Raw genomic sequence first — 11,524 nt, 5'->3', positions numbered from 1 at the left:
CTCGGATGGTTGCCCGGTCCAGGTCAGAGGCCCTTCAAGATCGTCAAGCGCGCCGCGGCCTTCGCCGGTGATCGACCGTGAGTGACCGTGAGTCACCGGTAAGCACGCACCGTGAGGCAAGCGCTCAAGCAAGCGGCCACCGCAAGGGTGACGCGGCTCGCGTCCCCAGAAGATCGGGATCGCGGCTACTTACGGTCACCACCGCGGGATCACCGCCCTACGACGACGAGAACGGACCGAGCATGTTTCAAGCCCTCCGCCTCGCCCGCGGCGCCGGCGTTCCCCGCCAGGGACGACGTGACCGCGGCGCGCTCGACGAGGCGCCGCGCGTCGCCCGGCCAGCCCCCGTGCGCTCTCGCCGGCGGCCCGCGCTCGTGGTGGCTGGCGTCCTGCTGGTGGGCTTCGGCGGACTGGGCAGCGCGTACCTGGTCACCTCGGCGAGCGACACCGAACCCGTCCTGGCTCTGGCCCACGACGTCCAGCAGGGGGAGGTGCTCACCGTCGACGACCTCGTCGTCGTCCGCCTCACCCCGAGCCCCGAGCTCTCGACGGTCGCCGCGGGCGACATCGACGGAGTCGTGGGCCAGCGCGCCGCCGCATCGATGAGCGCCGGCTCGCTGATCACCCGCGCAGCGACGACGCAGGCGCTCGTTCCGGGTGCAGGGCAGTCCGTGGTGGGCGTCTCGCTGACCCCGGCGCAGATGCCTGCCGAGCCGCTCACCGCCGGGGACCCCGTCCGCATCGTCTCCACCCCGCTCGCGCAGGCCGACCCACCCGCTGACGCCCCTGACGTCGTGACCGCCGAGGTCGTCTCGGTCTCCGAGCCGGACGCTGCGGGGGCGCGCACGGTCGACGTCGTCGTCCCTGGTCTGCAAGCGGCCGATCTGGCAGCCAAGGCCGCGACGGGGCGAGTCGCCCTCGTCCTCGACTCCAGGAGCGCCTGATGGCCGTCATCGCCCTTACGAGCGCCAGTGGAGCCCCTGGCGTCACCACCACGGCCCTGGGTCTCGCCCTCGTGTGGCCCAAGCCCGCCCTGCTCGTGGAAGCGGACCCCTCTCACGGCTCGTCCGTGCTCGCCGGGTACCTCCGTGGGGCTGTTCCTCCCCGCGGCGCATCGCTGCTCGGGCTGGTCAAGGCGCACCGCGTCGGGCGACTCGCGGAGGCCATCGACGACCAGACCGTGCCTCTCGACGACGAGCGACGCCACCGGCTGATCCCAGCGCTGCCTGCTCCCGAGCAGGCGCCCGTGCTCGACTCGGTCTGGGACGCACTCGCTGGGGTCTTCACCGACCTGGACGGCCACGGCGTCGACGTCATCGTCGACGCTGGCCGGCTGGGTACGGCGCACGGCCCTCACCAGCTCCTGCGAGCCGCCGACGTGTGCGCCCTGGTCACCCGCACCCAGCTGCCGGCCGTCGCGGCAGCGCATGCGCGGGTCCGGTCGATGGCGGAGCTCACCGACTCCGCCGGGGGACGGTCAGCCCAGCTCCTCGTCGTCGGTGACGGACGTCCTTACACGGGCGCGGAGATCGCAGAGGTGACGGGTCTGCCGGTCCTGGCCCCGCTCGCCTGGGACCCGGTCGGCGCGGACGTGCTCTCGCTCGGCGCCACGCGTCCCCGCCGCTGGGAGCAGAGCCGCTTCGTGCGCGACCTCGTCGGTGCCGCCGACGTCATCGCGCGCACGGTGGAAGAGCGCCGAGCACCAGTCGCAGCTGGTGTCGTGACCGCCCAGGGGCGGTGGGCACGTGCTTGAGCAGTCGGCGAGCATCCCCGGTGACGGTCCAGCAGCGCGCCTCCTCGACCTCCCGCTGTTCAGCGTCGGGACCGGTGACGACTTCCGCTGGCCGGCTGACGGGCGCGTCGTGCCGCGCCCTTCTACCGGCTCACAGCAGGCGCAGCACCCGAAGCCTGACACAGGTCGCGCGGACACGAGCGCAGGCGCCCTGCCGATGGCTGCCCAGCGCACCACCCCACCAGGGACGGGCGCCGGGCGTGGCGACGAGCGGTCCGTCGACTCCGTCGACTGGTCCCTCGTGCGCGCACTCCGGCAGAAGGTCGCCGACCAGCTCGCAGCAGAGGCGGAGAAGCACCAGCTGGGATCGCAGGACGCCCAACGCGACCTGGGGCGCCGCCTCATCGCCCAGGCGCTGACCGACCACGCCGACGCTCTCCTGTCGCGCGGTGCGCCGGCTCCCGACCTCCTCGCCGAGCAGGAACTCGCCAAGGCCGTCTTCGACGCCATGTTCGGCCTGGGGCGGCTCCAGCCGCTCGTCGACAACCCGGACGTCGAGAACATCGAGATCACCGGCTGCGACAACGTCTGGCTCCAGTACGCCGACGGCCGCCTCGTGCCCGGCCCGGACGTCGCTGACACCGATGAGGAGCTCATCGCCGACCTGCAGTTCCTCGCGGCCCACGGCGGCAACGGCGAGCGGCCGTTCTCGTCGGCGCACCCGACCCTGGACCTGCAGCTGCACGACGGGTCGCGGCTGGCGGCGATGGCGTGGACGTCCCACCGTCCGACGATCACGATCCGTCGTCACCGCTACACGGACATCGACCTCGCCGGGCTGCGGGACCTCGGGATGCTGGACGAGGTCCTCCGGCAGTTCCTCGCCGCCGCGGTCAGGTCGGGCCGCTCCATCGTCGTCGCGGGGCTACCCGGTGCCGGGAAAACCACTCTCACCCGCGCGCTGGCCAACGCGCTCGACCCACTGGAGCGGGTCTGCACGATCGAGACCGAGTACGAGCTGCTGCTCCACCACCTGCCGGAGCGGCACCCGCGCATCGTCCCGATGCAGGCACGTCCAGGGTCTGGCGAGCGGACGGCCGACGGCGCCGAGGTCGGGGCGATCACGCTGGACAAGCTCGTCTACGACTCCCTGCGCCACAACGTCAGCCGGATCGTGGTCGGCGAGGTCCGCGGTAAAGAGATCCTGCCGATGTTCAAGGCCATGCAGGCCGGGCGCGGATCGCTCTCCACCACCCACGCCGAGTCCGCACGGGACGCCATCGAGCGCCTGGCGACCTGTGCGCTGGAGGCTGGACCCCACATCTCCGAGGGGTACGCCTACCGGCAGATCGCCCAGCACATCGACCTCATCGTGCAGGTCACGGTCACCGACAACACCCCGCGCGGTGGTCGCAAGCACCGCTACGTCGCCGAGGTGGTCCACCTCGAGCGCGGCGAGGGCCCCAACGGCATCTCCCTCACCGACCTCTTCGCCCCGGGCCTCGACGGGCGGGCGGTGCCCACCGGAGTGCGGCCACCGTGGATGACCGAACTCGTCGAGGACGGCTTCGAGCCGAGCTTGCTCGACGATCCGCACGGCACCTGGACCGACGGCGCTTCCATCGGAGTCGGCGCACACGACCAGGTCGGAGCCCTGCCGTGACGGGCCTGGCCTTCGCCGCGGCAGCAACGGGGTGCTTGGCCGCAGCCGGCGCCTGGTTGGTCGTCGCGGGCCTCCACCAGGCCCCGGTACAGGACGGACGACCGCGGCGCATGTGGCTGCAGCGCGGTTCCGGCGGCAGCTCAGCCACCCCCCTCGGGGCAGCGTTGCGAGAGGCGCGCCTCCGCCTGCTCGTCGGTCTGGGCCTCGGGACAGCGGTGTGGCTCATCAGCGGGTGGCTGGTCGCCGTCGTCGTCCTACCCGCCGCTGCGGCAGGCCTTCCGGTGCTGCTGGCACGGACCGACACCGACGCCGGCGTGAGACGTCTTGAAGCGCTGGAGGAGTGGACGCGGCACCTCGCCGGGGTCCTCGACGTCGGCGTGGGCCTGGAGCAGGCAATCATGGTCAACCTCAAGTCCACCCCGGCAGCCATCCGGCCGCAGGTGCAGACCCTGGTCGCGCGGCTGTCCTCGCGCTGGCCCACCGAGCAGGCACTGCGGGCCTTCGCGGACGACCTCGACGACGCCACCGGAGACCTCGTGGCCGCGTCGCTCATCCTCGGGGCTCGCCGTCGGGGCGCGGGGCTGACCCGCGTCCTGCAGGGGTTGGCGGAGACCGTGGCGGAAGAGGTGCGGATGCGCCGGGCCGTCGAGGCGGACAGGGCCAAGCCCCGCACGACGGCACGCGCCGTCACCATCATCACCCTGGCCGTGCTGGGCCTGTTGGCCTTCAACACCACGTACATCGCTCCATACGGCACTCCGATGGGTCAGATGGCGCTCGCCCTGCTGCTCGGCGCCTACGCGGCGGCCCTCGTGTGGATGCGACACATCACGCGTGGCCGTGCCGTACCCCGCTTCCTGCCAGCTGGCGCTGCCCCGCGCCAGCCCGCGGACGAGGCGAGCCGGCTCGCGGAGGTGGTGTGAGTGCTGCAGCTCTCGCTGGTCGCCGGACTCATCGGTGGGCTGGGCATCCTGCTCCTTCTCCGCGAGGTGGTCCCCGGTACTCCGCACCTGAGGTCGACGATCGCTCGCCTGACCGCTGAGCCCGTCGCTGCTCGCGAAGAGCCAGCCGTCGGGTTGGAGGCGCGACTGGGCCGCATCGTCGCCGACCGGGTCCAGGAGCAGCGCTGGGCGCGCGTGCCCCGGCGGGACCTGGCCGTGCTGCAGGTGGCTCCCGCGGCGTGGTTCGGGCAGAAGGCGCTCTTCGCCGTCGTGGGGCTGCTGTTCCCACCGCTGATGGGGGTTGCTGTCGCGCTCGCAGGCCTCGACCTGCCGTTCGCGCTACCCGCCGCAGGCAGCGTGGCGCTCGCCACCGCGCTCTGGTTCGTCCCCGACGTCGAGGTGAGGAGCAAGGCGACGTCCGCCCGAGCCGAGTTCGCTCGGGCCGTCACCGCCTACATCGACCTCACGGCGCTGGAGCGCGCTGGAGGTACGGGCACGACGCAGTCGCTGGAGAACGCTGCCGCCATCGCCGACTCCTGGGTCTTCCAGCGGATCCGCGAAGCGCTCCACCGAGCCCGCTGGAGCGGCGAACCACCGTGGCGAGCGCTCTCCGAGCTGGCCGAGGAGCTCGGCGTGCCCGAGCTGGACGACATGGCCGACATCATGCGTCTGTCCGGCGAGGAGGGCGTCGCGGTGCAGGGCAACCTGCGCGCCCGTTCCCGCAGCATGCGCACCGCGATGCTCTCCCGGGAGCAGGCACGCGCCAACGCCGACAGCGAGCGGATGGTCATCCCCGTGGCGCTGCTGGGCCTGCTGTTCCTGTGCCTCCTCGCCTTCCCCGCGCTGGCACGGGTGCTGTGAACCCGCGCACCGCCCACCGAGCTCCCTTGCCGCGCCGCTACCGGCTCCCCGCCTGTGGCGCTTCCCTGCACCACCTCGCCACCCCCTCACCAAGGAGATCACCATGAGCCACCTCGCCGTCGCCCTCACCTTCGTGCGTGCCTTCGCTGCTGACGTCCGGCAGCGCGCAGCAGGGCAGTCCTCGTCGTCAGCGCGTGACGTCGGCGCCTCGACGCTGGAGATCGTCGTCATCGCGCTCGGCCTCTTCCTGGTCGCCGGTGTGCTGGTCGCAGCCATCACCGCAGCCGTCAACACCCGTCTCGCTCAGATCAACTGACGTGCGTCACGGTCGAGCCCGCGACGGCGGGCAGGCGTGCCAGCGCCCCGTCGTGGCGCGCCTCGTCCGCCTTCGCCGCACAGTCCGCATGGTCAGCGGGGATGAGCGAGGTTCGACGAGCCTGGAGCTGGTGGTCGTCTTCCCCGCGGTCCTACTGATCATCTTCGGCTTGGTGCAGGGCGCGCTCTGGTACCACGCCCGAGACGTCGCCAGGGCGGCGGCGGCCGGTGGTGCCGCTGCCGCTCGCGCTGAGGGCTCATCCGCCGACGACGGCCGCCTCGAAGCCACCTCGTTCCTGTCCGCGAACGGTGACGCCGTCCTGAACGCCCAGGTCGATGCTCGGCGCGACGCGACGCGCGTGGAGGTCGTCGTGATCGGACACAGCGTGAGCCTGCTCCCCGGCGTGCCGGGACCCGCCGTGCGGGAGTCGGTCACCGGCCCCGTTGAACGCTTCACGTCGAGGAGTGCGCCGTGAATCGCGGCAAGGGCCTCCGGCGCCCCGCCAGCGGCCTCCTCCGGACGGTCACGCGCCGCAGAACGGCAGGGGACCGAGGCTCGTTGACGCTCGAACTGGTCGTCATCGCTCCCGGCCTGCTGCTCCTGGTTTCTCTCCTCGTCGTCGGAGGACGCATGGCCGTGGCCCACAACGCCGTGCAGAGCGCCGCTGGAGACGCCGCACGAAGCGCCTCCCTGGCCCGCACCGGACCAGCAGCACAGGAGCTCGCCGAGCAGACGGCCCGGGTGGCGCTGGCGCAGGAAGGACTCCAGTGCAGTGCCTCAGAAGTGCATGCCGACACCAGCGGGTTCTCCGTGCCGGTCGGCCAACCCGCGCAGGTGACGGTCTCCGTCGCCTGCACCGTGCGGCTGTCCGACATCGCCATCCCGGGGCTCAACGGCGACCGGCTCGTCACGGCCGAGGTCACCAGCCCCCTCGACCGCTACAGGGAACGCTGATGTCACCCGTCAGCCCATCGCCCACCGGGTCATGGCGCGCCACGGTGGACTCCCGGGACGAGGGGTCAGCCTCCTTGTTCGTCCTCATCGCCGTCGTCGCACTCATGCTGGCCATCGGCCTCGTCGTCGACGGCGGGCGCAAGGTTGAGGCCCTCCAGCGCGCCGACGCCCTCGCGCAAGAGGCCGCGCGCACGGCAAGCCAGCAACTGATCGCTCACCGTTCGGTCCGCGGGCTCAGCCCCCAGATCGACACCGCCACCGCGCAACAGGCAGCTGGCGCCTACCTCGCTGCAGCGGGAGTTCGAGGCAGCGCCACCGCCACCGCCACGACGGTCACGGTCACGGCCACGGTGACCGAACCGACCACCTTCCTGGCCGCCATCGGCATCGCCGACGTGAGCGCCACCGCCACCGCCACCGCCCGCATCGTGCGCGGCCTCGACCAGGAGATCCCATGAGCGTCACCGCTCCCCCGCGGCCGTCAGGCAGCCCCTCTGCGGGGCACCGCCGGTCTCCCGTCGCAAGCCATCGGGATCCGGCCACAGGCCGCAGGCGGGCCGTCCGCCGAGCAGGAGACGTGCTCCGCGGCCTCGGCGCGGCGGGGGCGCTCGTCACGCTGCTCATCGGTCCGCCGCTCCTGCTCGGGCAGATGGCTCCCCTGCTGGTGCCGACGAGCTTCCCCGACACCGCAGACCTCGTCGCGGCCTTCACGACGCCCGACGACGGCACCCTCTTCCTCCGAGCGCTCGCCCTCGTCGCCAGCGTGGCCTGGCTCTCCTTCGCAGGCGCCGTCGTCCTCGAAGTGCTGGCTGCGGTCCGAGGCTGGCGCCTGCCTCCCCTGCCCCTCCTGAGCCTGCAGCAGCGCATCGCTGGCGGTCTGGTCGCCTCGGTCGCGGTGCTCTTCGTGGCGCCAGCAGCTGTGGCCGCCCCGCCGGCCATGACAGCTGCTGCCACCTCGCCGCCGACCCCTGCGACGTCGCTGGCACCCGGGCAGGCGCCCCAGGCCCCTCCGCTGACCGTTCAGGTCGCGGTGCACGGCGGCGACACGCTGTGGGGCATCGCTGCGCACCACCTCGGTGACGGGGCGCTCTACCCCGAGCTCGTGGACGCGACCCGCGACGTCACCCAGCCCGACGGACGCCACCTGCAGGACGCAGACCAGATCTATCCCGGCTGGATCGTCATGGTCCCCTCGGGCTCGACGGTGCCCACGCAGAGACCTCTCGACTCGAATGCGGACGCCGAGGAGAGCACCGAGACGCCAGGGGCGTCGGGGTCAGGTGCCCGTGGTGGGACACGGGCACCTGACGTCGGAGCGGTCGAGCCTGCAGCTCCGCGCGCTTCCGCGCCGAACCGGGCCACGTCACCGTCCTCGAGGGCGGTCTCCACCGAGAGGGGTGGCGCGGCCGGCGACTCCGGTGATGATGCGGTCGACGACGCTGTCGCCATCAACCTGTGGGTGCTCGGCGCAGGAGTCGCTCTGAGCGGCCTGACGGCTGCTGGGATCACCGGGCTCATCCGCCGCCGGCGCCGCCGCCAGCAGCGCCACCGCCGTCAGGGTCAGCGGCTTCCGACAGCCCCACCAGCGACGCAGACGGTGCAGCGGCAGGTGCACGCTGCGCAGGACCCGTACACCGTGGAGCAGCTCGACGCGGCGCTGCGGGCGCTCAGCGCTCGGTGCCACCGCGATGGCACTGCCCTGCCCGATGTGAGGTCGATCCGGCTCACCGGTGAACGCATCGAGCTGCAGCTGGGCACGCCGGCGCTCCCCCTCCTGCCCTTCACGGCCGCTGGTGGGGACGACTCCCTGTGGCAGTTCGACCGCCACGCCGCGCTCGACGAGCCGGCTCCTGGCCCCGACGCTCCGACCCCCTTCCCGACCCTGGTCGTGCTGGGCCGGGACCTCGACGGCGGGCTCGTCCTGGTCGACCTCGAGGCCGTCGGTGAGCTGTGTGTGGAGACGAGGATCGCGTCGGCTCGGGGAGGCTCAGCAGACGAGGTCGAGGCGGTGCTGAGCGCCCTCGTCATCGACCTGGCCACGTCACCGTGGGGCGCGGAGGCCGACGTCGTCGTCACCGGCTCCTTCGACGGGCTCGTCACCACTCTCGAGGTGCCTCACGTCGAGCAGACCGATGACGTCGATGGGGTGCTGGACCAGGTCGAGCGGTGGGCCGCCGACCTGCAGGAGGCCGTGGCGCTCACCCATCAGGCTCGTCCCGCCGCGGGGCGAGCCTCAGGGGACTGCGGTGACGCGCTGAGGCCCCGAGTCCTCGTGATCGGCTCCGCGCTCCGCGAAGACCAGAGGGCTCGCCTCGCACGCCTGATGACCGGTGCTCAGTCCGTTCCCCTCGCTGTCATCAGCACGACCGCCATCACAGCGACGGCATGGACGCTGGCCGTGGACGAGTACGCAGACCTTGCACTCCTGCAGCCGTTGAGCCTGCGGCTCAGCCCGCAGCAGCTGGGGGCTGAGGCACGGGCGCTGCTCGCAACGGCGGTCCACACGGCCACCGTTCCCACCTCCGGCTCGCCTCGGAACCTCGAAGAGCCGCCTTCCGCGTTGTCTGCGGAGGAGGTCGAGGCGGGCGCGGTCGCCCCGGCCCTGGTCGCCTGCTCGGAGGACTGTGCTGCGCCGGTGCCTCAGACATCCGGCGACGACGCTGCGAGAACGGACCCCGTTGCGCCGCCGGGGGACGCGGCGGCTGAGGACGGCCGCACCCGGCGAGCCCGGTCGTACAGCGGCGACCGCACCACAGCGCCTGCGCCGCCCCGCGTCCTGGTCCTTGGTCCGGTGGAGGTGCACGGCCCACGGCCCGGGACCGCCCCGAGCAACAACCTGTCGACCATGACCGAGCTCGTCGCGCTGCTCGCCCTGTACCCGAACAGCCAGCCTCACCTCGTCGACGGACTCCTGTGGCCAGGTGAGCGCGTGCCTCGCACTCGTCGCAACCAGCTCATCTCGCGGACGCGAGCATGGCTGGGCAGCGATGCAGACGGAGCTCGCTACCTCCCACTCGCGAAGTCCGAGGGGTACCAGCTGGCGCCGGCCGTGCGGAGCGATTGGGACGACTTCCGCGAACTCGTGGGCGACGATCCGTCGTCGGTCGCGACCAGCCAGCTCCTCGATGCGCTCGACCTCGTCCGCGGTCAGCCCTTCGCCGGCGTCCACCCGTTCCGCTACGCGTGGGCCGATGTTCCGAAGCAGACCATGATCGAGCTCATCGTCGACGTGGCCGTCGAGCTGGCAGAACGGGCACTCGGCGATGGCGACGGGGCGCAGGCTCGGCGGGCCGCAGCCGTCGGGCTGCAAGCCGAACCCGGTTCCGAACAGCTGTGGCGAGCCGCCATGCGTGCGGAACACCTCGCGGGCAACCGAGGGGCCCTAGAGGCCCTCGCGCAGCGGTTCACGGGCCTGGCCGAGGAGCTCGGGGACGACCTGGAAGAGGAGACCCACGAGCTCATCTCCCGGCTGCTTCCTCGAACTGCGCGCACCCGCGACGATCTCTCGGAAGGCTCTCGTCATGTCTCGTCGTGACCTGCTGGCGCGCGCACGGCGCGCATCCGTCGTCGTCTGCCTGAGCGGACTCTCCATCGGGTTGACGGGGTGCATGACGAGCCCCGGCGCAACTCCCGCCGCTAGCACTGAGGCAGCCACCACGGCGTCTCCGTCACCGTCTTCCACGGCGGTCGCCGAGACGGATGCAGCTGTCGCAGCCGCCACAGAGGCGGTGCGTTCGTACTACGCGGTCACCGACCGGCTGCTCAGCGATCCGCAGACGTCCGTGGACGAGGCCGCTTCCGTGGCCAGCGGCGAGGAGCTGGACCTCCTCCGTCGGCAGGTCCAGGAGCAGCGCGTCAGGGGCCTGCGCCAGACGGGCAGCGTCGTGCTGGCCGATCTCACCGCGACAGGCGCGGATCTGCAGGCTCCGCCAACGGTCACGATCGACGCGTGCGTGGACGTCTCCGCGCTGGACGTCGTCGACAACGCAGGTGCTTCTGCACTCGCGCCGGACCGGACCACCTCGTCGGTCGTCCACCTCACCGTGGTGGCCGCAGGAGATGCTCGCTGGACGGTCGACCGGACCTCGGCGCAGGGCGAGCCATGCGCTGGATGACGATGCGAGCGGCCTTCGTGCTCGCAGTCGCCCTGGTGGTCATCGGCGTCCCCAGCGCCCACGTGGCGGCAGCGGCTCCCCCTGTGGCTGCAGGCGTGACGACGACCTGCCAGCAGCTCGACGTGCGCACGGGCTACTGCAGACTGGGAGCCAGCGCACCGGGCCGGACGCAGAACGCCAGCGCGTCAGGCGGCACGTCCGGGAGGTCGTCCTCGGCAGCCTCCTGTTACAGCGACTGGTCCGCCAAAGTCGTCCCGTGCTCCGGCGCCATGGGCTCCTGGTCCAACTCACGCGACTGCTACGTGCAGCCCTCCGCGGAGAACCCGCTCCCCGGCAGCATCCTCTTCGAGGGCCACACCGACGGAGCGGTCTACAGCTGCACCCCCGACATCGGCAACCAGTTCCAGACCGCCTACTCGTTCTGGGCGGCTGCGCCACCCGCTGGCCCGGACCCGGCACAGCTGGCGCAAGAGGCCATCGCCACCATGGGGCTGCAGGCGATCACCATCGGGATGGTCCCCGAGGCCGGCGCGGACAGCGTCGGCCTGGTCGGCCTGCCGGCGTGGATGTGGGTCGCTGAACCGACGGCGACAACGTTCGGGCCGACGACCAGGACTGCCGCCGCAGGTGGGGTCACCGTCACGGCCACCGCGAAGGTCGAGCACGTGACCTGGGACCTCGGTGACGGGACGACGGTCATCTGCGGTCGAGGCACTCCGTACACAGACGCCGCAGGGGCGAGTCGCTCCCCTGACTGCGGCCACGTCTACTCGCGGTCGTCCGTCGGCCAGCCCGGCAACTCCTACACGGTGACCGCCACCAGCCACTGGGCCATCACCTGGACCGGCGGAGGGCAGACCGGGCAGGAGGAGATGGACCTGACGTCCGACGCGGCTGTGCAGATCGGCGAGGCGCAGGCCGTCGTCGTGAGCTGAGCTGCTC

At 72.1% G+C, this 11,524-nt stretch carries 12 protein-coding genes; all 12 read left to right on the top strand.

The window, feature by feature from the left end; genetic code table 11:
• Nucleotides 1–242: 242 nt before the first annotated feature.
• The gene (locus tag FHN55_RS12350) at nucleotides 243–944 is read left to right on the top strand and encodes an SAF domain-containing protein (protein ID WP_139712632.1); all 702 of its coding nucleotides are present in this window, start codon (nucleotides 243–245) and stop codon (nucleotides 942–944) included.
• Nucleotides 944–1,753 (top strand): CpsD/CapB family tyrosine-protein kinase, encoded by an 810-nt coding sequence (locus FHN55_RS12345; protein WP_139712631.1) that lies wholly within the window; start codon nucleotides 944–946, stop codon nucleotides 1,751–1,753. Before FHN55_RS12350 ends, FHN55_RS12345 begins: the two co-directional genes overlap by 1 nt.
• Entirely contained in the window at nucleotides 1,746–3,395 is a 1,650-nt protein-coding gene (locus tag FHN55_RS12340) for a CpaF family protein (protein WP_139712630.1), read from the top strand. The genes FHN55_RS12345 and FHN55_RS12340 overlap by 8 nt, the downstream gene beginning before the upstream one ends.
• A 110-nt stretch (nucleotides 3,396–3,505) precedes the next feature.
• A complete protein-coding gene (locus FHN55_RS12335) occupies nucleotides 3,506–4,318 on the top strand; it encodes a type II secretion system F family protein (RefSeq protein ID WP_139712629.1) in 813 nt (270 codons plus the stop codon).
• On the top strand, nucleotides 4,319–5,197 hold the full coding sequence (locus FHN55_RS12330) for a type II secretion system F family protein (RefSeq protein WP_139712628.1): 879 nt from the start codon (nucleotides 4,319–4,321) through the stop codon (nucleotides 5,195–5,197).
• A gap of 103 nt (nucleotides 5,198–5,300) precedes the next feature.
• Nucleotides 5,301–5,513, top strand: a complete 213-nt coding sequence (locus FHN55_RS12325; protein WP_139712627.1) for a hypothetical protein — start codon at nucleotides 5,301–5,303, stop codon at nucleotides 5,511–5,513.
• Between the two features lie 88 nt (nucleotides 5,514–5,601).
• A complete protein-coding gene (locus FHN55_RS12320; RefSeq protein ID WP_257570932.1) occupies nucleotides 5,602–5,988 on the top strand; it encodes a TadE family protein in 387 nt (128 codons plus the stop codon).
• Nucleotides 5,985–6,467, top strand: coding sequence for a TadE/TadG family type IV pilus assembly protein (locus FHN55_RS12315; RefSeq protein ID WP_139712625.1), 483 nt, complete (start codon nucleotides 5,985–5,987; stop codon nucleotides 6,465–6,467). The genes FHN55_RS12320 and FHN55_RS12315 overlap by 4 nt, the downstream gene beginning before the upstream one ends.
• A 74-nt stretch (nucleotides 6,468–6,541) precedes the next feature.
• Nucleotides 6,542–6,925, top strand: a complete 384-nt coding sequence (locus FHN55_RS12310) for a pilus assembly protein TadG-related protein (RefSeq protein ID WP_180357807.1) — start codon at nucleotides 6,542–6,544, stop codon at nucleotides 6,923–6,925.
• Nucleotides 6,926–8,103: 1,178 nt separating this feature from the next.
• Nucleotides 8,104–10,002, top strand: coding sequence for a bacterial transcriptional activator domain-containing protein (locus FHN55_RS22725; protein ID WP_180357806.1), 1,899 nt, complete (start codon nucleotides 8,104–8,106; stop codon nucleotides 10,000–10,002).
• The gene (locus tag FHN55_RS12300; protein ID WP_139712622.1) at nucleotides 9,989–10,582 is read left to right on the top strand and encodes a hypothetical protein; all 594 of its coding nucleotides are present in this window, start codon (nucleotides 9,989–9,991) and stop codon (nucleotides 10,580–10,582) included. Before FHN55_RS22725 ends, FHN55_RS12300 begins: the two co-directional genes overlap by 14 nt.
• Nucleotides 10,579–11,517 carry a hypothetical protein gene (locus FHN55_RS12295; protein WP_139712621.1) on the top strand — a complete coding sequence of 313 codons (939 nt, stop codon included), beginning with the start codon at nucleotides 10,579–10,581 and terminating at the stop codon, nucleotides 11,515–11,517. The genes FHN55_RS12300 and FHN55_RS12295 overlap by 4 nt, the downstream gene beginning before the upstream one ends.
• Nucleotides 11,518–11,524 lie beyond the last annotated feature (7 nt).

This window comes from Streptomyces sp. NP160 (assembly GCF_006335115.1).
Lineage (GTDB): Bacteria > Actinomycetota > Actinomycetes > Actinomycetales > Quadrisphaeraceae > Quadrisphaera.
The sequence above is the reverse complement of the archived record's forward strand: the minus strand, read 5'-3'. Positions and strand labels throughout refer to the sequence as shown.

Coding starts and splice junctions, on each gene's coding strand:
- FHN55_RS12350 (WP_139712632.1), top strand. CDS start 243: ATGTTTCAAGCCCTCCGCCTCGCCCGCGGCGCCGGCGTTCCCCGCCAG.
- FHN55_RS12345 (WP_139712631.1), top strand. CDS start 944: ATGGCCGTCATCGCCCTTACGAGCGCCAGTGGAGCCCCTGGCGTCACC.
- FHN55_RS12335 (WP_139712629.1), top strand. CDS start 3,506: ATGTGGCTGCAGCGCGGTTCCGGCGGCAGCTCAGCCACCCCCCTCGGG.
- FHN55_RS12325 (WP_139712627.1), top strand. CDS start 5,301: ATGAGCCACCTCGCCGTCGCCCTCACCTTCGTGCGTGCCTTCGCTGCT.
- FHN55_RS12320 (WP_257570932.1), top strand. CDS start 5,602: ATGGTCAGCGGGGATGAGCGAGGTTCGACGAGCCTGGAGCTGGTGGTC.
- FHN55_RS12300 (WP_139712622.1), top strand. CDS start 9,989: ATGTCTCGTCGTGACCTGCTGGCGCGCGCACGGCGCGCATCCGTCGTC.
- FHN55_RS12295 (WP_139712621.1), top strand. CDS start 10,579: ATGACGATGCGAGCGGCCTTCGTGCTCGCAGTCGCCCTGGTGGTCATC.